The sequence below is a fragment of the Janthinobacterium kumbetense genome (genome assembly GCF_023703445.1).
In the GTDB taxonomy this organism is placed as follows: Bacteria; Pseudomonadota; Gammaproteobacteria; order Burkholderiales; family Burkholderiaceae_D; genus Janthinobacterium; species Janthinobacterium kumbetense.
The window spans coordinates 431498-451483 of sequence record NZ_JAMQGR010000003.1 but is presented as its reverse complement, the minus strand read 5'-3'; the positions used below and the strand labels follow the sequence as shown (position 1 = coordinate 451483).

Annotated in this window: 21 protein-coding genes; 11 read left to right on the top strand and 10 right to left on the bottom strand. The window is 66.4% G+C overall.

Annotation, left to right across the window (positions count from 1 at the left end; translation table 11 throughout):
* Window positions 1-22: 22 nt before the first annotated feature.
* Window positions 23-1603 carry a CYTH and CHAD domain-containing protein gene (locus NCG91_RS12975; protein WP_251349979.1) on the bottom strand — a complete coding sequence of 527 codons (1581 nt, stop codon included), beginning with the start codon at window positions 1601-1603 and terminating at the stop codon, window positions 23-25.
* A 121-nt stretch (window positions 1604-1724) separates the two neighbouring features.
* On the opposite strand from NCG91_RS12975, the gene mgrA reads away from it, so the two are divergent.
* Window positions 1725-2765 (top strand): L-glyceraldehyde 3-phosphate reductase, encoded by a 1041-nt coding sequence (gene mgrA, locus NCG91_RS12970; protein WP_251349978.1) that lies wholly within the window; start codon window positions 1725-1727, stop codon window positions 2763-2765.
* Between the two features lie 84 nt (window positions 2766-2849).
* The gene (locus NCG91_RS12965; RefSeq protein ID WP_099665115.1) at window positions 2850-3332 is read left to right on the top strand and encodes a hypothetical protein; all 483 of its coding nucleotides are present in this window, start codon (window positions 2850-2852) and stop codon (window positions 3330-3332) included.
* A 13-nt stretch (window positions 3333-3345) separates the two neighbouring features.
* On the opposite strand, the gene NCG91_RS12960 is transcribed toward NCG91_RS12965, so the two are convergent.
* The 3 genes from NCG91_RS12960 to NCG91_RS12950 form a co-directional block, all read right to left on the bottom strand.
* The gene (locus NCG91_RS12960; protein WP_251349977.1) at window positions 3346-3810 is read right to left on the bottom strand and encodes a DUF2244 domain-containing protein; all 465 of its coding nucleotides are present in this window, start codon (window positions 3808-3810) and stop codon (window positions 3346-3348) included.
* A gap of 74 nt (window positions 3811-3884) precedes the next feature.
* Complete coding sequence (locus NCG91_RS12955) at window positions 3885-4202, bottom strand: hypothetical protein (protein ID WP_077400845.1); 318 nt, start codon at window positions 4200-4202, stop codon at window positions 3885-3887.
* Window positions 4203-4298: 96 nt separating this feature from the next.
* Entirely contained in the window at window positions 4299-4604 is a 306-nt protein-coding gene (locus NCG91_RS12950) for a hypothetical protein (protein WP_251349976.1), read from the bottom strand.
* 284 nt (window positions 4605-4888) lie between these two features.
* Here NCG91_RS12950 and NCG91_RS12945 point away from each other — a divergent pair, with 284 nt between their 5' ends.
* The 7 genes from NCG91_RS12945 to NCG91_RS12915 all read left to right on the top strand — a co-directional run bounded on the left by NCG91_RS12945 (window position 4889) and on the right by NCG91_RS12915 (window position 11529).
* Complete coding sequence (locus NCG91_RS12945) at window positions 4889-5206, top strand: DUF4148 domain-containing protein (protein ID WP_180278609.1); 318 nt, start codon at window positions 4889-4891, stop codon at window positions 5204-5206.
* A gap of 127 nt (window positions 5207-5333) precedes the next feature.
* The gene (locus NCG91_RS12940) at window positions 5334-6746 is read left to right on the top strand and encodes an efflux transporter outer membrane subunit (protein WP_251349975.1); all 1413 of its coding nucleotides are present in this window, start codon (window positions 5334-5336) and stop codon (window positions 6744-6746) included.
* 73 nt (window positions 6747-6819) lie between these two features.
* A complete protein-coding gene (locus NCG91_RS12935; protein ID WP_034782299.1) occupies window positions 6820-7326 on the top strand; it encodes a MarR family winged helix-turn-helix transcriptional regulator in 507 nt (168 codons plus the stop codon).
* 10 nt (window positions 7327-7336) lie between these two features.
* Window positions 7337-9481: an FUSC family protein gene (locus NCG91_RS12930; protein WP_251349974.1), complete on the top strand. Its 2145-nt coding sequence runs from the start codon at window positions 7337-7339 to the stop codon at window positions 9479-9481.
* A complete protein-coding gene (locus tag NCG91_RS12925; protein WP_070224633.1) occupies window positions 9471-9671 on the top strand; it encodes a DUF1656 domain-containing protein in 201 nt (66 codons plus the stop codon). The genes NCG91_RS12930 and NCG91_RS12925 overlap by 11 nt, the downstream gene beginning before the upstream one ends.
* Before the next feature lie 38 nt (window positions 9672-9709).
* A complete protein-coding gene (locus tag NCG91_RS12920) occupies window positions 9710-10615 on the top strand; it encodes an efflux RND transporter periplasmic adaptor subunit (protein WP_251349973.1) in 906 nt (301 codons plus the stop codon).
* The gene (locus NCG91_RS12915; RefSeq protein ID WP_251349972.1) at window positions 10612-11529 is read left to right on the top strand and encodes a LysR family transcriptional regulator; all 918 of its coding nucleotides are present in this window, start codon (window positions 10612-10614) and stop codon (window positions 11527-11529) included. Before NCG91_RS12920 ends, NCG91_RS12915 begins: the two co-directional genes overlap by 4 nt.
* Before the next feature lie 10 nt (window positions 11530-11539).
* Here NCG91_RS12915 and NCG91_RS12910 read toward each other — a convergent pair whose 3' ends face one another.
* From NCG91_RS12910 to NCG91_RS12890, 5 genes are all read right to left on the bottom strand, one after another.
* Window positions 11540-12076, bottom strand: coding sequence for an ester cyclase (locus NCG91_RS12910; RefSeq protein WP_251349971.1), 537 nt, complete (start codon window positions 12074-12076; stop codon window positions 11540-11542).
* A 121-nt stretch (window positions 12077-12197) separates the two neighbouring features.
* On the bottom strand, window positions 12198-12944 hold the full coding sequence (locus tag NCG91_RS12905) for an SDR family oxidoreductase (protein WP_251349970.1): 747 nt from the start codon (window positions 12942-12944) through the stop codon (window positions 12198-12200).
* Between the two features lie 81 nt (window positions 12945-13025).
* The gene (locus NCG91_RS12900) at window positions 13026-13250 is read right to left on the bottom strand and encodes a hypothetical protein (RefSeq protein ID WP_034751769.1); all 225 of its coding nucleotides are present in this window, start codon (window positions 13248-13250) and stop codon (window positions 13026-13028) included.
* A gap of 13 nt (window positions 13251-13263) precedes the next feature.
* On the bottom strand, window positions 13264-13935 hold the full coding sequence (locus tag NCG91_RS12895; RefSeq protein ID WP_251349969.1) for a thiol:disulfide interchange protein DsbA/DsbL: 672 nt from the start codon (window positions 13933-13935) through the stop codon (window positions 13264-13266).
* A 147-nt stretch (window positions 13936-14082) separates the two neighbouring features.
* The gene (locus NCG91_RS12890; RefSeq protein ID WP_251349968.1) at window positions 14083-15618 is read right to left on the bottom strand and encodes a TonB-dependent receptor domain-containing protein; all 1536 of its coding nucleotides are present in this window, start codon (window positions 15616-15618) and stop codon (window positions 14083-14085) included.
* 245 nt (window positions 15619-15863) lie between these two features.
* Here NCG91_RS12890 and NCG91_RS12885 point away from each other — a divergent pair, with 245 nt between their 5' ends.
* Window positions 15864-18152: a M1 family metallopeptidase gene (locus NCG91_RS12885; protein WP_251349967.1), complete on the top strand. Its 2289-nt coding sequence runs from the start codon at window positions 15864-15866 to the stop codon at window positions 18150-18152.
* Window positions 18149-19033 carry a hypothetical protein gene (locus NCG91_RS12880; RefSeq protein WP_099665129.1) on the top strand — a complete coding sequence of 295 codons (885 nt, stop codon included), beginning with the start codon at window positions 18149-18151 and terminating at the stop codon, window positions 19031-19033. Before NCG91_RS12885 ends, NCG91_RS12880 begins: the two co-directional genes overlap by 4 nt.
* Here the strand turns inward: NCG91_RS12880 and NCG91_RS12875 are convergent, their stop codons facing one another.
* A complete protein-coding gene (locus NCG91_RS12875) occupies window positions 19034-19924 on the bottom strand; it encodes a LysR family transcriptional regulator (RefSeq protein WP_251349966.1) in 891 nt (296 codons plus the stop codon).
* Window positions 19925-19986: the final 62 nt, after the last annotated feature.

The following is a 19986-nucleotide window of genomic DNA, read 5'->3' as shown; positions in this document are numbered from 1 at the left end:
AGCCAGGCTCAGGCAAACCGGCTCAGGCAGGCAAACGGGCCGCCTTGAAGCGCCGCCAGGCCTTGTGCATGCGGCCATCGCTGCCCTGCGCCTGCGCGCGCGCCGCCAGGTAGCCGCGCACGAAGGCCGCGTGCTGCCGCAACCCGTCCTGGGCGGACTGGTCAGCCTGGCCAGTCAGAACATCGGGCAATTGCTGCAACAGCCGGTCGGCCACCTGCACATCGTTGAGCCAGCCCAGTTCATCCTGCAGCACCGACAGCCGCCCCACATATGGTTGCACGGCGCGCGAGGCAAACAGCGAGGCAAAAAATTCCGTCGCATAGCGCGTCTTCTTGGCCGCGATGCGCACCCGGTGGCGCTGCAGCGGCGTGGCATGCAGCAGGCGCTTGCCGCGCTTTACCAGGCGGCGCTGATCCTTGCGCAGGGTGGCGCGGGCAAACGGCGAGACGTGCGCGTCCAGGCGCCGCACCTGGCGCGCGGAACAGCTGGCGCGCCAGGCGCGCGCCTGCAGCCAGCGCTGCAAGCCCAGCATGCAAGCCGTGTAGCGCGCCGATGTGACGGCCTGGGCCGCTTGCGCATGCTTGAGGCGCGCCTGCGCGTGCGCCGCCTCTGCCAGCGCCGCCGCATCCGCCTGCGCCTCGCCATCGAGCTGCGCCAGGGTATTGCCAGCCAACACATCCCAGTCGCGCGCCTCGCCCAGCGCGCCGCCCAGCCAGTCGAGTTCAGCCTTCAAGGCGTCCGGCAGCGCCAGCAGGGACTTGAACATGCCCAGCGCCGAGCGCAGACGGCGCAGGCCCACGCGCATCTGGTGCACGCTTTCCACGTCCTCGCCCGCCGCCACGCCATCCTGGTTGCCGCTGACTTGCTCCAGGCAATTGCCGGCGATGGCCAGGAACACTTGCTCCACCGACATCGCCGCGTCCAGCGCCAGGGGCTGCGCCTTGACCGCCTGCAGAGGCTGTGACGCCGCGAGGCGGTAGCCACGTTCCGCCTTGCTCATGTGGCCCAGCTGCAGCGGCACGTCCTGCAGCAGGGCCAGCGCCACGTCGAACAGGCTGGCCGCTTGCCCCTGCTTCAATTCCAGTTCGATCTCGCTGACGGGCACGCTGCGGACGGCGCCACTCGCCCCATCCGTGCCGCTTTCGATGACACCCTGGTCCAGCACGCATTCGATCTCGTCGCCCTGCGGCGTGCGCAGCTGCCATACGGTGCGCTCCATGCGCGTGGTAAACACGGGCTGCAAGGCGTCGCGGACGGCGTCCTGGCGCAACAGCGCGCGGATGGGCTGCTTGCGGCCGATGGCCGAGTCCAGCGCGGCGAGGTCCGGTTGCGGCCCGGAAACTTCGCCCTCCCACTCGTGGCGGCTGTGCAAGCCGCTGTTGACGGTGCCACCGGCCTTCAGGGTTTGCACCCAGCGCCCGTCCACCTGGCGCACGCGCAAGCCCGCCTGGTGGCGGCACAGCTGCAAATCGGGCGTATCGACATAGATATCGTGCATCTGCAGCAACTGCACCTCTCCTTGCGCCTGTTGCGCCAGCAACGGGTGCGCGCGCAGGCGCGCTACATCTTGCTGCGCCAGCAACAATTTCAATTCGATTTCCATGACCGCTCCTCGCGAGACTCCTGAACGCCCATTGTAAGGCGCGTCCGGCCACATACAAGGAGCACGCGCACCGACCTTGATTTTGCGCGAAAATAGGCGCTTCATTCAACCAGGAGATGCCATGACCTACCACGCCGCCGAAAACCGCTACGACACCATGCAATACCGCACGTGCGGGCGCAGCGGGCTGAAACTGCCGCTGTTGTCCCTGGGACTGTGGCACAATTTTGGCGACAGCAACAGCCTGGCCTCGCAGCGCGACATGCTGCGCACGGCCTTCGACCTGGGCATCACGCATTTCGACCTGGCAAATAACTACGGCCCGCCATATGGCAGCGCGGAAAGCAATTTCGGCAAGCTGCTGCGCGACGATTTCTTACCGTACCGCGATGAACTGATCATTTCCACCAAGGCAGGCTGGGACATGTGGCCGGGCCCGTACGGCCAGGGCGGCGGCTCGCGCAAATACGTGCTGGCCAGCCTGGACCAGAGCTTGCAGCGCCTGGGCCTCGACTACGTCGACATCTTTTACTCGCACCGCTACGACGCCGACACGCCGCTGGAAGAAACCATGGGCGCGCTGGCCACCGCCGTGCAGCAGGGCAAGGCGCTGTACGTGGGCCTGTCGTCGTATTCGCCGCAAAAGACGGCTGAGGCGGCCTCCCTGCTGAAAGAGTGGAAAGTGCCGTGTCTGATCCACCAGCCTGCCTACAATATGCTCAACCGCTGGATCGAGGAAGACGGCTTGCTCGATACCCTGCAGCAAGAAGGCATGGGCTGCATCACGTTCACGGCGCTGGCGCAGGGCTTGCTCAGCGACAAATACCTCGATGGCGTGCCGCAGGATGCCCGCGTCAACCGCCCCGGCGGCGGCTCGCTGCTGCAAAAACACCTGAGCGAGGAAAACCTGGCCCGCGTGCGCGCGCTGAACCAGATCGCCGCGCAGCGGGGGCAAACCCTGGCGCAGATGGCGCTGGCCTGGGTGCTGCGCGATCCGCGCGTCACCTCGACCCTGATCGGCGCCAGCAGCAGCGCGCAAATCCGCGAAAACGTGGCCGCGCTGCAGCAATTGTCGTTCACGGCCGACGAGCTGGCCGCCATCGACGTGCAGGCGCGCGAAGGCCATATCAATCTGTGGGAAGGTCCGTCGCGGGCCGTCTGAGCACGCGCTCCCCGGTGCTTGTGAAGCCGGCGGTCTGGCGCTAGACTGCCGGCTTCACAACATCCCTGCCCGCGACCAGACACCATGAAGACCATCACTGCCACGACCCTTTGCCTGCTGCTGTGCGCGGCCAACGCCGGCGCGGCCAATTATTGCGACGCGCCGTCGTGGTCGATTACGCATGGCAAGAGCTACGACGAGGTCATGCAGATCGCCACGAAGCGCGACAAGATCCGCGACGCCGAATGCAGCTTTACGGATGTGATCCTCAGAATCCAGAACGAGGAGGCGGGCATCAGCCGCTATCCGGGCATCCTGCTCATCGCCGACGAGCGCGATGAACGCTTCGTCGTCACCAGCCGCGTCGGCGCCTACACCATCTTCAGCTACCGCTACAACGACAAGCGCCTGCTGCAGTTTGCCATGAAGGATCACAGCTGGAAGGAAGGCGAAGCGTTCCAGGCCGGCGCCTACAAGATCACGGGCGCGAAGGAATTCAAGACGCTCACCGGCTTTCCCACCACCTTGCTGGTGGTACAGACGTTCCAGTTTTACGGCCCGAAGTAAAGGCCAGCTTCCCTCACGGTTCCAGCGGCGGCAGCCAGGCCAGCAACTCCTGCGCCACCTGCCGCCGCCGTTCCGGCGTGGCAAAGGCGCCCACCTCCACATGCGTGCGGCCGCAGCTGATGCATATCAGCTGGCGCGGCCCCTCCGGCACGACGATATGCGTGCACCAGGGACGAAAGCTGCTGCGCTGGCGGCGGCCGGCACTCACCTGCTCGACGACCAGCACGCCGTCGCGCAAGGCCAGATGCTCGTAGTCGCGGGCATGGCGCAGGTAATACAGCAGGGAAATGGCCACCAAGACCAGTTCGGCAAATGAAAAGACGGGGATGTACCAGTAGCCGCGCAGCGCAAAGGCGGCGGCGATGGCGGTGGAAAACAGGCACAGCACACCATAGGCGCGCAGCAACTGGCGCACCGTCAAGGCACTGTGGCGCGTAAACAGCCATTGCGGCTGTTCCCGTGCAGTATCGCGTGGCATCTCGCCTCCCGCAACAGGAAGGACGCCGGCGTCATCGCTGCAGCGGCGCGTCCTTCAGGATATGCTTGCGCCGCTCAGGCGCCCATCCGCACCAGCGCATGGCCCACGTGCTGCCACCAGTGATCGCGCGACTTGACCTGTTTCAGGCAAGACGTGTCGATTTCCGCGGGGAAGACACGATCCTGGCACACCTTCGTTTCCAGCGCGTAACGCTGATTCTCCGCCGCCGCCAGGGCCACGACGAGCCAGAACGCCAGCGCCAGCAAGACCACCAGCGAACTCCAGGCCAGGTGATTGGTGTTACTTTTTTCGCCAAAAAACTCGCGCGGCCGCGTCTCGCGGTACATCGACATCAAGTCTTTTTCTTTCTCTTCCGACATCTGCGTTTGCATCCTCTGACATCCTATCCTGTACCGGCCGGCTGGCCATGGCGGCGCGCACGCCGCCTTGCCTGCATTTTACGCCGATGGCGCAGGAGAGGCGGTAATTCATGGAGGCAATTCGCCACCATCACCCTGCGCCGGCTGCACGGGCGCCACGCTTTCCACATGATCGACGTCGATGTCGCCGCCAGCAGGCGCCGTATTGCGCGGCTCCACGCCGGCCCGCTCGCCCGTGCCGGCCGCATCGCTGTCGTTCTCCAGCGCTTCCGCATCCTGGCCCGGCACGCCCTGCATGTCGCTGCCGCTGTCGGAACTGTCGCTGGGACCGAGCGCCCCCTTGCCATGGCCGCTGCCCAGGACGCGGTCAGGCGTGACGGGCAAATTGTCCGGATCGAGTGTGCTACTGCTCATGGCGGCCTCCCGTTCATAAAAAATCAGCTTACTCCGCTGGCCTAGCCAGCGGCGCACGCCTGCACGGCATTTTCCCAGGAGAAATGCGGCGGCGCACAACTATTTTCAGAAATTACTTCACAAATGTACTATTCATTGCTATAGTTAATTCAAGTAAGCATCTTCTCATCCAGAAACTGCTTCATCGGCGGCACGGCGCCCACCAGCGCCATGCCGCCGAACCGACCGGTACGTGGCGAGCCGGCCCATCCACCCAGCCATCATGCACATATTGGAGTCTTATCATGCAAGCCAAATCACTCATCGCAGCATTGTTTGCCATCACCGCCGCCACGTCGGCTTTCGCCCAGAGCGCCGCGCCTGCCGCTGCCAGCCAGCAACTCACGCGCGCTGACGTCACGGCCGAATACATCCGTGCCCGCAACGCCGGCGAAATCGCCACCAGCGAAGTCGACTACCCGAAAACGCCGGCCACCGCCGCCAGCAAAGTGACGCGCGAAGAAGTCATGGCCGAGTTCTACGCCGCCCGCAAGGCTGGCCTGATCCCGCAAACGGAAGCAGACTTTGACGTCGCGCAAACGACCAAGCACGTCGTGAAATAAGAAACCAGTCAGCCGGTTTCAGTCAGTAACACACCTCAGTTGCGGCGCAGCACTCGGGCCACTCCCGAAGCTCACCGCGGCGAGCTGTCAGCAACACCCCCAACACGATCTTTCCCGGAGTCCCTGCATGTCCCTGCACCGCCGTTTGCTTGCCGCCAGCCTGATCCTTGCCTTGAGCGCCTGTGCCGACATGGGCCATATCGCGCCGCAATCGGCCATGCTCGACGCCAACAAGCTGCAGGCGAGCCAGGCCATGGATGCCGCCGCCAGCGCCGCCATCCAATGGCCGCGCACGCAATGGTGGCAAGACTTGCACGACCCCCAATTGAACCGCCTGATGGAGCAGGCGCTGGCCGACAGCCCCACCCTGCGCGGGGCCCAGGCGCGCGTGCGCCAGGCCGAGGCGCTGGCCGGCGCGGCGGAAGACAAGACCCGCCCGCAGGCCGACGCGAATGTTTCCATCAACCGCGAACTGTATTCGCAGCATGGCAGCACGCCGGCGCCCCTGGCCGGCAATTACGCCTGGCGCAACCAGGCCACCGTCACCGCTTCGTACGACCTGGACCTGTGGGGCCGCAACCGCGCCGCCCTGTCCGCCGCCCTGGGCGACGTGCAGATGGCCTCGGCCGAATCGCAGATGGCCCGCCTGGCCCTGGAAACGGCGCTGGTGCGCACCTATATCCAGCTGTCGTATGAATTCCAGCTGCAGGACGTGATCGAACGCAGCCTGGCGCAGCGCGCCCGCATCCTCGACATCACGCGCCAGCGCAAGCAAGCCGGCATCGGCACCGATATTGATGTAGCGCAAATAGAAACCACCTTGCCCGCCGGCCGGCGCCAGCTGGAACAGTCGGCTGAGTCGCTGGCCCTGCTGCGCAACCAGCTGGCGGCCCTGTCGGGCAAGGGTCCGGCGGCCGGTGCGGCGCTCACGCGGCCCGTGCTGCGCCTGGACCAGCCACTGGCCATTCCCGCCGCTCTGCCGGCCGACCTGATCGGCCGCCGCCCCGACATCGCCGCCCAGCGCTGGAGAGTGGAAGCGGCGGCGCAACGCATCGACGCCGCCAAGGCCGAGTTCTACCCGAACGTCAACCTGGTGGCCTTTGCCGGCTTCCAGGCCTTCGGCTTCAGCCACTTCCTCGATGCCAACTCGGACATCCGCGGCGTCTCGCCCGCGCTGAGCCTGCCGATCTTCGCCGGCGCCCGCCTGCGCGCCCAGCTGGGCAGCCAGACGGCCGTGTACGACGGCGCCGTGGAGCAATACAACGCCACCGTCATCAACGCCATGTCGGACGTGGCCAACGCCGTCACGAAGGCCCAGTCGCTGGCCAAACAGCACCAGCTGACCTTGCAGGCGCTGGCCACGGCGCAGCGCGCGCGCGACCTGGCGGAGAAGGCCTACAAGGCGGGCATGAGCGACGCGATCAACATGCTCAACACGCAAGTGGCGCTGCTGGCGGAAGAACAGCAGCAGGCGCAAAATGGGGCGCGCGAGCTCGATCTGTACGTTTCCTTGATGAATGCACTGGGAGGCGGCATCTGAGCTTGCAATCCTGGCATTGCCCTAGCCCAACAAGATACAATCGGAACTTTATTCACACATGAAGGAATATGACATGACCGCTTTTGACGCCACCTCCAAGCGGCTGCAAAACATCCGCACGCGCATGCCAGGCTTCCCCATGGAACTGATGCGCCTGTTGCGCATGACGTACCACATTCAAAAAGGCATGAAGGATCTGACCAACGCGGCGCTGAAAAAGCACGACCTGGTCGATGCCAGCTACATGGTGCTGGCCGTGCTGTACGGCACGGACGACGAAACCTCGAACGCCTGCACCCTGGGCATGGCGTGCCATGAAAAGCCGGCCAACCTGACGCGCGTGTGCAACGACCTGGAAACGCGCGGCCTGATCCACCGCGGCACGCGCCCCGGCGACCGCCGCTCCGTGATGATCTCGCTGACGGACAAGGGCCGCGCCCTGATCGAGACGGCGCTGCCGGACGTGTACCAGGAAACCTCGGCCCTGTACGAAGGTTTCACGGACGAAGAGCTGCAAGTGCTGGACAAGCTGTACATGCGCCAGTTGCGCAACCTCAACAATCTCAACAACCAGAACTGATAGCCTATCGATGACGCCAGCCACAGCAACAAAACCTATATACGGCCCCCTGACCCGGGCGGCCCACTGGCTGGCGCTGGCGCTGCAGGACTGGCGCTCGACGGAAGGCGAACGCTGGATCTACGTCGGCAAGACCCTCATCGCCTCATTCTGCGCGCTGTGGCTGGCCTACCGCCTGGGCCTCGATTCGCCCAGCACGGCGATGACCACCACCATCATCCTGGCCCTGCCCAGCAGCGGCATGGTGCTGGAAAAAAGCTTTTACCGCCTGTGCGGCACCCTGCTCGGATGCACGGCCGCGCTGACCCTGATCGGCCTGTTCCCGCAGCAACCCGTGCTGCTGTTCGCCGGCCTGGCCCTGTGGGTGGGTCTGTGCACGAGCGGCTCGGCCCTGCACCGCAACGCGCAATCGTATGTGTACGTGCTGGCCGGCTACACGGCCTGCATGATCGTGCTGCCCGCCATCGAGCAGCCGATGCAGGTGTTCGCGCTGGCCGTCACGCGCGTGGCTGAAGTGGGCCTGGGCATCATCTGCTCGGCGGCCGTCTCCAGCGTGCTGCTGCCGCGCCACCAGGGCACGCAGGTGATGCGCACGGTGCAAGCGCGCTACGGCAAATTCCTCGCCTTTTGCCAGGACGTGCTGCAGCAAAAACTCACGCCGGCGCAGGTGGAACTGACGCACCTGCAATTCGCCGCCGACGTGGCGGCGCTGGAGCTGGGCCGCTCGGCCGCCCTGTTCGAAGTCACCAGCAAAGTGAGCCACGTGCGCGCGCAAAACCGCAAGCTGCACGCCTTCAACGCCACCTTCATGACGGCGCTGACCACCTTCTATACCTTCCACCGCCTGTTCGACCGCCTGCAGCGCGACGACGAGACGCAAGTCATGCAGGCGTGCACGCCCCTGTACGCCATCGTCGCCGAAGCGCTGCAAACGACGCCGTCGCAAGACTCGCTCGACACCATGCAGCGGCACCTGCAAACGGCGCTGGGCCAGGCCCGCGCGGACATCGACGGCGCCCCCATCGCGCATGCGCAGCGCATCGATTTCGACACCGTGTGCGAGCTGCTCGAGCGCTTCGCGCGCGACATGAGCCGCTTTCACGAAGTGTATTTCAGCCTGGCGCACGATACGCCGCTGGAAATCAGCACGCCGCAGGCCTACGCGCCGAAGACGCCGCCCGCGCTGGTGATCGCCAGCGGCGCACGCGCGGCCATCAGCCTGGCCTTGCTGGCGCTGGGCGCCTACTTTCTCGCCTGGCCCTATGCCAGCACGGCGATGCTGATGGCGGCCGTGTTCTGCGCGCTGGCCTCGTCCTCGCCGCGCCCCATCCTGATGATCCGGCAAGTGCTGGCGGGCTTCTTGATCGCCATGCCGCTGTCGCTCGTCTGCGTGTACTTCGTGCTGGTGCACGGCGACGGCTTCCCCATGCTGGTACTGAGTTTTGCACCCTTCCTCGCCGTGGGCCTGTATCTGATGACGAATCCGGCCAAGCTGGGCGTGGGCCTGGGCGTGTCGACCTTCATCACGCAGATGGCGCCGACGAATCTGATGCATGTCGACGGCGCTGCTTTTCTCAACACGGGCATGGCGCTGATCGTCGGCCTGATGCTGGCCGCCCTCGTGTTTGCCGTGCTGCTGCCCGAGCACACGATGGGCCACAAGGACCATATCGGCCGCGCCCTGTGGCGCGAAGCGCTGCATGCGTGCACGGCGCCGGCGCGACGCGTGAAACACCGTTTCGACAACCGCGTGCGCGACCTGCTCAGCCAGCTCAACGCGGCGGCCGGCCCGGCGCCTGGCGAGGCCACGCGCGCCGTCGTGCGCCAGGCATTGACCCTGCTGGAAATCGGCCACTCGGTGATCGAATTGCGCGAACTGATCGCGACCGCCCGGCCAGGCGCCACGCGCCACGCGCTGCAGCAATGCGTCGACCACATCGCCGGTTGGCTGCGCACGCGCGGCGACACGGCACTGCAGGCAGCCCTGGCGGCCACCCTGCAGACGGGCGCCGTGGTGCGCGCGGCGCAAAACGAAGCCGGCGTCACGCCCGAGCGCAGCGCGCGCCTGCAGACGGCGCTGGCCGACCTGCATTCGATCTACACCTCTTTACTCGACCACATGGCGCCTGGCGCCGGAGACCACCATGCCGCGTGAATTCGCCCTGTTCGGAATTCTGATTCCTACCCTGCTGCCCCTGTTCATCCTCAGCATCGGCCTGCAAACCCTGCTCGACCGCGTGCTGGGCTGGCTGGGCGTGTACCGCATGGTGTGGCACCCGTCGCTGGCGCGGCTGTGCATCTTCATCGCCATCTTCGGCGCGCTGGCCTTATCGCTTTACAAATAAAAAAAACTGTTCAATCCAATCAAGGAAAGGCTGCCGACATGGTAAGCAAACTGACCCGCTATGCAATCACCCTGCTGCTATTGGCCGCAGCCCTGTGGATAGGCAAGACCGTCTGGGACCGCTACATGGAGTCGCCGTGGACGCGCGACGGCCGCATCAAGGCCGACATCGTCAACATCAGCGCCGACGTGGCCGGCACCGTCACGGACGTGCTGGTGCGCGACAACCAGGTGGTGCAAAAGGGCGACGTGCTGTTCGTCGTCGACAAGGAACGCTACACGAGCGCGCTGGCGCAAGCCGACGCCGTGCTGGCGGCGCAAAAAACGGAGATGGGCCGCCGCGGCAAGGAAGCGCAGCGCCGCGCAGGCCTCGACGCCAGCATCATCTCGACGGAAAGCCGCGAAAGCGCCGCCTTTGCCGCCAGCTCGGCCTCGTCGCAAGTGCAGGCCGCCGTGGCCGCCCGCGCGCTGGCGCAATTGAACCTGGAGCGCACCACCGTGCGCGCCCCCGTCAGCGGCTACGTGACGAACCTGAACGTGCACAAGGGCGATTTCGCCGCCGTCGGCGCAGCCAAGCTGGCCGTCATCGACAGCGCCTCGTACTACGTCGTCGGCTACTTCGAAGAGACCAAGCTGGGCATGCTGGCGCAGGACGACAAGGCGGAAATGAATCTGATGAGCGGCGGCACCCTGCATGGCCACATCGAGAGCATCGCGCGCGGCATCACCGACCGCGACGCCGCCACGGGCCGGGAATTGCTGGCCGACGTCAATCCCACCTTCAACTGGGTGCGCCTGGCGCAGCGCGTGCCCGTGCGCATCCACATCGACGAGCAGCCGAAGGGGCAATTGCTGGTGGCCGGCACCACTTGCACCGTGGTGATCACGCCCCACTCGGCGCATTCCGCACCGGCGCCGAAGCCAGCGGCCGCGCACCCGGCATGAGCCGCGGCGGCGCCGGACGCCTGGCGGAAATCGCCCTGTTCCTCGACGCCGCGGCGCTGGGCAGCTTTTCCGCGGCGGGCCGCAAGCACGGCCTGTCGCCGGCCGCCGCCAGCGCCGCCATCGCGCGCCTGGAAACGGCGCTGGGCGTCACCCTGTTCGAGCGCACCACGCGCCAGCTGCGCCTGACGGAAGAAGGTGTGCACTACCGCCACTACAGCGAGCAGGCGCTGGACTTGCTGGCGCAGGCGGAAGACGGCTTGCCTGCGGGCGCCGCCGCCGTGCGCGGCGTGGTGCGCATCTCGGCGCCGTCCGACATCGGCCGCCAGTTGCTGCTGCCCATGCTCGACCGCTTTGCCGCGCTGCACCCGCAGGTGCGCCATGCGCTGACCCTGACGGACGCCACGGCCAGGCTGGTGCAGGACGATATCGACCTGGCCATCCGCTACGGCGAGCTGCCCGACAGCGACATGGTGGCGCGCCTGTTGCACCCGGGCCGGCGCGTCGTGTGCGTGGCGCCCGCGCTGGCCGCCAAGGTGGGCGTGCCGGCCACGCCGCGCGACCTGGCGCTGCTGCCGACGCTCGTGCTCACGGCGGGCGACGGCGCGCCGCAGGAGTGGCGCTACCGCGAAGACGGCAAGCGCCACAGCCTGCGCCCGCAAGGCGCCTGGCACAGCAACGATGGCGAAATCATCCGCCGCTGGGCCGTGGCCGGCCATGGCTATGCCTACAAATCCCTGCTCGACATCGGCGACGACCTGCGCGCTGGGCGCCTGCTCACGGTGCTCGACGATTACTTTGCCGACAGCGTCCCCCTGAACCTGCTGTACCGGCGCAGCCGCTTCCAGCCGCCGCGCGTGGCCCTGCTGGCCGACTTCCTGCTGCAGCAATTCGCCGCCCTGCCGGCGCAGCGCTAGCGGGCCACGGTCAGGGCGCCAGCACGCCCAACTGGCGCAGCAGGGTCAGATTATCTTCCAGGTGCCAGTTGTCGCTGATGCGCCCCTGCGCATTCACCCGGTACAAATCGAACGCGTAAAAGTCGATGGCCTGCCCCTGCCCCTGCAAGGGGCCCTGCGGCGTGGGGAAGACGCCCGTGAAGCGCCCCGTGAAATGCAGGCGCAAGGAGACACGGTCGCCCGCCACCAGCATGTCCTCGATGGCCACCTGCAAATCCGGCACGGCCGCATGAAACACGTCAGATGCCTGCAGCGGACCGGCCAATCCTTGCGCACGCCCGGCGGGCAAGGTGCGGTCGGTGAAATCGTCGGCCAGCGCCTGGCGCGCCAGGGCCGGGTCGCCGCTCTGCCAGAACGCGGCGTAGCGGCGCGCCGCCAGCACCACCTTGTCGGTGATGGCGGCGCCGGCCAGGTGGGCCGGCATGGGCAGGTGCGTGGCGGATTGGGCGGGCGCTGCGGCCAGCAGAGAAAGGGCCAGGATGGCGGGGGCAAGAACAGGTGCGGGCATAATGAATCCAGATGGGTTGATCGGCGTGCCTGCTGCATAGGGCACCCCGTCATTCTGGACTCGCTTGCCCTATTTGATAATTGGCCCCGCACTTGAATCACTTGCTTGCAGTAGTTGAAAATCAGCGGCCGCCGGCCACGTCGAGGATGCTGCCCGTCACATACGTGGCGCCCGGTCCCAGCAGGTACAGGATGGCGTCGGCGATTTCTTCCGGCTGGCCGCCCCGCTGCATGGGCACGCCGGACGCCAGGCGCGCCACCCGTCCCGGTTCGCCGCCCGACGCGTGGATGTCCGTGTAGATGATGCCGGGGCGCACGCCGTTGACGCGGATGCCCTCGGCCGCCACTTCCTTCGCCAGGCCCAGGGTCAAGGTATCGACGGCGCCTTTCGAGGCCGCGTAATCGATGTATTCGCCCGGGGAACCGAGGCGCGCGGCTGCCGACGAGACGTTCACGATGCGCCCGCCCTGCCCGCCATTGGCCGTCGACATGCGCCGCACGGCTTGCTGGCAGCAGAGGAAATAACTGATCACGTTGGTGCGCAGCACGCGTTCGAGGCGCTGCACGGAAATGTCGGCCAGCCGGCATTTCTGCTCCAGCACGCCCACATTGTTGACCAGCGCCGTCAAGGTCCCCAGGCGCGCGTCGACTTCCGCAAACAAGCGCTGCACGTCCGCTTCATCGCTGACGTCGGCCTGCACGGCGATGGCATCGCCCCCGCCGGCGACGATGCGCGCGCACAGCGCCTCGGCCGCCTGCGCATCGCGCACATAGTTGACGCAGACGGCATAGCCCTGGCGCGCCGCCAGCAGGGCCGTCGCCGCGCCGATGCCGCGGCTGCTACCGGTAATCAAGATCACTTCCTTCATTGTCCCTCCTCGATAGTTGTGGTTCCATCATACGCGGACGAAAAAAAACCCGCGCATGGCGGGTTCTGTATGCAAACACCTTCAGTTCCTGAAGTGCGTCATGGCGTACGTCAAGTGCTGCCACCAGTGTTCGCGCGACTGCACGGACGCCAGGCATTTCGCATCGACCTCGTTCTTGAACGCGGGGTCCACGCACGCCTTGGTGACCAGCGCATTGCGCTGGTTTTCCACATTGACGATGGCAATCGCCAGCCAGGCCACGAGGGCGAGGGCCAATACGCACAAGGTCCAGGGCAGCTGTTTCATGACGTTCTCCGGTTTACTTCTTCGCAGGCGTCGGGGCGCGCTCTTTCAGCACGCGCGCCACCAGTTCATCCATCACGCGCAGGGTCGCTGTCTGGGTTTGCGGCTCGGACTGGCCCGGACGCGACAGCTGCGCCGGCGACGTGACGAAGCGGCCATCGATGACGATGGTCGGCGCGCTGTCGATCTTGCTGGCGGTGATCAGCTGCTCATTGCGTTTCAGCTTGGTCTGCACGCCGAAGGAATTGAACATGTCCAGGTATTTCGCCTTGTCGATGCCGTTCTTGACCAGCAGCTCGAGGATGGCGTCATCGCGGTTCAGGCGGTTGCGCTCGACGTGGATGGCGCGGAAGATCTTGTCGTGGAACTGGTCCAGCTGGCCCATCGCTTCCAGCGTGGCGTAGGCGTGCGCCTGCGCATCTTTCGGGCCATTGAAGGCCAGGTGGATGCGGCGGAAGGCGATCTTGTCGCCCTGCTTCTTGACCCAGTCGTGCATCAGCGGATCGAGCGCATAGCAATGCGGGCAGGAATACATGAAGTACTCCACCACTTCCACCTTCTTGCCCGTGTCCGTGCGCACTGGCGTCGGGAGCGTGGTAAAGCCGGTATCGGCCGCCATGGCGCCGCCGGTGGCCGCCACCAGGGTGACGGCGGCAAACAGGGGACGCAAGAAACGCAGAAAACGCATAATAATCCTTCATCATAAAGTGGTCGTGAACGGGGCGAGATTACCACTTTTTGCGCCTGGCGATGAGGCCCGGGCGGAAAAAAGCCATGTTTATCGCCCCGGTTTGCGCCAGCTTAAGCCGTATTTAAGCCCCGCTGCACCCGCGCCTCAAAAATGGTAGCGCGCCGACACGCGCAGCTGGCGCGCATCCTTGAGGTAAATGCTGGAACGGCAGCCGGGCGCATCGCCGTAATGGCGGCGGTTGGCCAGGTTACTGCCGGCCAGTTCCAGCTCCCAGGCGCCCAGCTTGTGCGCGTAGCGCCCGTCCACGGTGGCAAACGCGGGCACCTGCGCCAGGCAGCTGCCGGCGAAATCGGGGCCATAGCGCAGCGCGCGCAGCCATTGCACGCCCACGTCGGCACTGGCGCCGCCCTGCCCCGTCCAGTACAGGCGCAGGCCGGCCAGGGTTTTCGGCACGAGGGCGATATCCGGGCCGTCATAGGCATAATCGTCGTAGCGCGCATGCACTTGCCGCAGTTGCCCGTCGAGGCGCCAGTCGCGCGCCAGCGCCATGCTGGCCTCGATGGCGATGCCGTCGCGGCGCGAGGGGTCGAGGTTGCCCGCAAAGCCCAGCTGGCCCAGGCTTTGGTCGAAAACGATCTGGTTGCTCAGGCGCTCGCTGAATACGCGCACGGAAGCGCTGCGCGCCGCGTCGCCGACGGTGGCGCCCACTTCCATTTCGCGCCGCAACTGGCCCGCCAGGGGGCGGTAGCCGGCGCGGGTATAGCCATCGTCGTCGATGCGGTAGCTGCGCGCGGCCTTGGCGTAGACGCTCAGTTGCGGGCGCAATTGCAGGCTGCCCTGCAAGTCCCAGGCATTCTGGTTTTCCCAGTCGCTGCCGCCGGCGGGCAGGTCGGCCGGATCGAGCTGGAACTGCTCATGCCGCAGCCCCAGCAGCAGGCGCGGCGCATACGGGCCGCCGAAGGCCAGCTCTTCGCGCAGCAGCAGCGCGCGCGAATACTGGCGGCGCTGCCCGTCGCCGTCGCGGTCCGAGCGCCGCTGCCACTGCATCAGGTCCAGGCCCACTTCCGTATCCGTGCCCACGCCGCCCACCTTGCCGTAATGGCGCAGGCGGGGCGCCAGTTGCCGGCGGCGGCTGCTGTACCTCGATTCGCTGCTGCCGTCCTCGCCCGCATAGTGGGCCGTGGCGCGCTTTTCCCGCTGCGACAGTTCCACGCCCAGCTCGAAACTGCCCACATAGCGCTGCACGAAGGCGCTGGCGCGCCGTACCTCATAGCGGTACAGGTCTTCCGGGCGCGCCGCCAGCAAGGCCAGGAACGGCGCCTCGGGCGCGGGATAGCGGGTCTCCTGGTTCAGCTGGTCGGCGCTGAAGCCGAAGCGGCCCTGGCGCGCCTTCCATTCCGCGCCGCCGTTGATGCCGCGCTGGTGAAACACGCTGCCATCGCGGTAATTGCCATTGCGCAGCCCATCCATGGCCACATCGAGCGTCATGCCGTCCTGCTCGCGCGACAGGGCGCCGCGCACGCTGTGCTGGCCGCCCTGCGCCAGCTCGGCGGACACGTCGCCATGCGTGACGCCGGCCGCGCCGGCATCCACGCCTTCCTGCGCGCACGCCGGCATGGCCAGGGCGCACAGCAGCAAGGCACGCGTGGCGATGGTCAGGACGGGAGGGGCAGGCATCATGGCGGCAGGCTTGAGGCGTCACCGCGGCGCGGATGCGCGCTGGTGGAACGGAGGGATGGCAAAAGCGAATCATTATACGCACGGCGCACGGCGCCGCAAGCGCCAGCCCGGCGGTACTTTCCTTATGCCAATATTTTATTGGTGATTTGGCATTTTTGTAGGTATATTAAGGTGCGCCCGGCGATCCTGGGCGCAGCCGACTGCATTTAAAAATCAACAATAAGAAGTCACTGTGGGAGTCACGCATGGAAAGTCGTAGCACAACGCGCCGGGGGCCGCCAAGTCCCCGCGGCACGCGCCGCAGCATTGGTTTTTTCCCCATCTCGGGCAAGCTCAAAGCCCTTTCCATCACCGCCATGCTGCTGGCCGGCCTTGCTTTGCAGGCCGACCTGTTCGCCCAGCCGGGTCAAGGCAAGCCGGCCGGCGCGCCCACGCCGCTGGCGCCGTCCGCCGACGGCATCGCCCTGGCGTCGCCGCATGCGTCGGCCGTCAGCACGCCCAGCGCCAGCAATGCCTGGGGCGGTGCGCGCACAGGCGCGCAAGCGATCCTGTCGGACCGCGTCGTCGATTACCAGATCGAAGCGACGCTCGATCCCGTCAAGCACACGATCGACGGCCAGCAGAAACTGCGCTGGCGCAACCGCAGCGCGCAAGCCGTCAGCAGCGTCTACCTGCACCTGTACCTGAATGCCTTCGAAGGCGAACATTCGACCTTCTTCACCGAAAAGCGCAAGCTCGACACGGGCTTCCGCTCGGGCGTCGACACGCGCGACGGCGAGTGGGGCTACATCGAACTGCGCAGCATGACGCAGAACGGCGCCAAGGCGCCCTGGCATTTCGTCCAGCCGGACAACGGCCCGGCCACCGACCGCACGGTCGTGCGCGTCGATTTGCCGCAGGCCGTCGCGCCGGGCGCCGAGACGACGCTCGACATCCGCTTCTTCGACCAGTTGCCGCGCGTCATCGCGCGCACCGGCTATTTCGGCAGCTTCCACCTGGTGGGCCAGTGGTTCCCCAAGATCGCCGTGCTGGAACTGCCCGGCGAACGGGGCGCCACCGCGCCGCGCTGGAACGCGCATGAATTCCACCTCAATTCGGAGTTCTACGCCGATTTCGGCAACTACGACGTAAAGCTGACCGTGCCCAAGGAGTACACGGTGGGCGCCACGGGCGAACTGCAGGGCGCGCCGCAGGAAAAGAACGGCATGCTCACGCATCACTATGTGCAGGGCGACGTGCACGATTTCGCCTGGACGGCCGACAAGCGCAGCGCGCAGCCGTTGACGGGCAGTTGGAGCGGCCCGGGCAGCCCGCCGGTGGCCATCAAGGTGCTGTACCCGCCCGAATACGCATCGAACGCGGCGCCCGCGCTGCAGGCGGCGAAGGATTCGCTCACGTATTTCTCGCGCACCCTGGGCCCGTATCCGTACAAGACGCTGACGGTGGTGATTCCGCCGTTTAACGCGGCCGAAGCGGGCGGCATGGAATACCCGACCTTCATCACGGCCTCGAGCTACGCCAACCTGCAGCCGAAGACCATTCCCGAATTCGGCCTCGATTTCGTCACCATCCATGAATTCGGCCATGGCTATTTCTATGGCATCCTGGCGTCGAACGAGTTCGAGGAACCCCTCCTCGACGAAGGCTTGAACGAGTACTGGGACCAGCGCATGCTGCGCGCGCGCGGCCAGGATATCCACGCCACCACGCCCCTGCTCAAGCGCCTGGGCTTCGATCCCGTCTTCAAGGTCTTCGAATTCGAGCGCATGGCCGCGCCGCGCCAGGATGCGGCCGACCCGCTGGGCCAGAACGCGTGGAACCGCCTGCAGGGCGTGGGGCCCGTCTACAGCCGCACGGCCATCACCATGCGCGACCTGGAAGCGCGCATCGGCAGCGACGCCATGGAACGGGGCTTCAAGGCCTATTACGAACAGTGGAAATTCCGCCACCCGAGCGTGGCCGACCTGCGTGAAACGCTGGCCGAGGCGACGGGCCAGCGCCGCATCGTGGAACAGGTCTTCGCGCAGCAAGTCTATGCCAGCGCGAATATCGACGACCGCATCGGCACCTTCACCAGCGAAGAACAGACGCCGCTGGCCGGCATGGCGGTGGTGAACGGCAAGCGCGTGGAACATACGGCCGAAGCGCTGGAAAAAGAGGAGAAAAAGGTACGCGAGGCGTGGGACAAGGCGCATCCGGACGCCAAGCCCGGCACGGGTCCGTATCCTTATCTCACCAGCGTGGTCTTGCGCCGCCGCGGCGCGCCCGTGCCGCAGGTGCTGCTGGTGAAATTCGCCGACGGCAGCTCCGAACGCGTGGTGTGGGATAACGAGCAGCTGTGGCAGCGCTACACCTGGAGCAAGCCCGTGAAGGCCGTCTCGGCCGAACTCGATCCCGACCGCGTGCACTACCTCGACGTCAACAAGCTCGATGACAGCCGCACCCTGAAAGCCGACACCTCGGCCGCGCGGCGCTGGAGCTTCGACCTTGCCGCCGCCTTCCAATACCTCCTTTCCCTGATTGCCACCGTATGAGCGCCACTTCCACGACACGGGCCAGCGGCCTGACCCTGACCACGCGCGCCAGCCGCGCCGCCCTGCAATGGCGCTTGCTGCTGCTGTGGGCGGGCCTGCTGCTGATCCCCGCCATCCTTGCCGTCATACCCCTCTGGCGCACCTTGAGCGCCAGCCTCGATAACGCCGTGCATGCGGCGGCCCTGGCGCACAAGCTCGACCTGATGACCCTGGCCGACCTGGTGGCCAACACGGGACGCAACGGCGCCGCCATCAGCCAGGCCGCCATCACCGGCGTCGTGCTGGCCCTGCTGCTGTCGCCGCTGCTGAGCGGCCTGGTGGTGACGGCCGCGCGCGCGCCAGCGCCACCCGGCTTCGGCCCTCTGCTGACGGGCGCCTTCAGCGAATACGGCCGCATGCTGCGCATGTTGCTGTGGAGCATCGTGCCGCTGGGCGTGGCGCTGGCGATCGGCGCCGGCGCGCTGAAACTGGCCGACAAGCACGCGGCGAAAGCCATCCTGGAAGCGGACGCCGACCTGGCCCGCCACCTGGCCTTGCTGCTCACGGGCTTGCTGTTCCTGCTGGCCTGCGCCACGCTCGACGCCGGCCGCGCGGCGCTGGCCGTCGACCGCCGCCGCACATCGGCCGTCAAGGCCTGGTGGCGGGGACTGGGCATGCTGCGCCGGCGTCCGCTGGCCAGCCTGGCCATCTACCTCGTCATCACCTTGCTGGGACTGGCGCTGTATGCGCTGCTGGGCGTGGCGCGCCTGAACCTGGCCGCGCCCGGCCCGCTGGCCATCGTGGCCGGCCTGCTGGTGACGCAGCTGGCGGCGCTGGTGCTGGCGTGGATGCGCAGCGCGCGCCTGTTCGCCTTGATCGACGTCAAGCGCTCGCTCGCGTAGTCAAGCCCCCAGGCGCCCTTCATCGGCCAGGAAGTCGATGAAGGTGCGCACTTTCGACGACAGGTAGCGGCGGCTCGTGTACACGGCGTACACCTTGCCGCCCGCCAGCTTGAAATCGTCGAAGAGGCGCACCAGGCGCCCCGCCGCCAGGTCCGCATCCGTCTGCCACGACGGCAGCAGCGCGATGCCCATGCCGTCGAGCGCGGCCGCGTGCAGCAGGCTTTCGTTATTGCATTGCAGGACAGGCGAGAACTTCACCGTCTCGCGCCCCTGTGCCCCGTCGAAGGCCAGTTCATTGCCGTTCGCCAGCAAGGAATAGCTGATCATGGCGTGCTGCGCCAGGTCCTGCGGCAGGTGCGGGTGGCCCGCGCGCGCCAGATAGGCGGGCGCGGCCACCAGGTGGAATTCGATGCTGCCGATGGGCCGCGCGATCAGGGCCGGCGATGGGGCCTGGCTCACACGCAGGGCCAGGTCGAAGCCCTCTTCCACCAGGTTCACCACTCGGCCGCTCAGGTCGATGTCGAACGTGACTTCCGGAAAACGTTCACGGTAGACGGCCAGGGTGCGCGTAAAGATGGCGTTGGCGAACCAGACAGGGGCGCTCAGGCGCAGCATGCCGCGCGGCACCACCGTCGTGCGGCCCACGGTCGCCTCCACCTCGTCGAGATTGTCGAGCATCTCGCGGCACTGTTCGAAATACACCTTGCCGATTTCCGTCAGGCTCAGGTGGCGGCTGCTGCGGTTCAGCAAGCGCGCGCCCAGGTGGCGCTCCAGGTGCATCACGTGCTTGCTGACCATGGCCGGCGACAGATCGAGGCGCTCGCTGGCGCGCACGAAACTGTCCAGTTCCACCACGGCGCGAAACACGCGCATGCTGCGCAAAGTATCCATGACTACCCAATCATCAACAAAATGGAAATGATATATCAATAATGGCGATCTTGATCAACTGA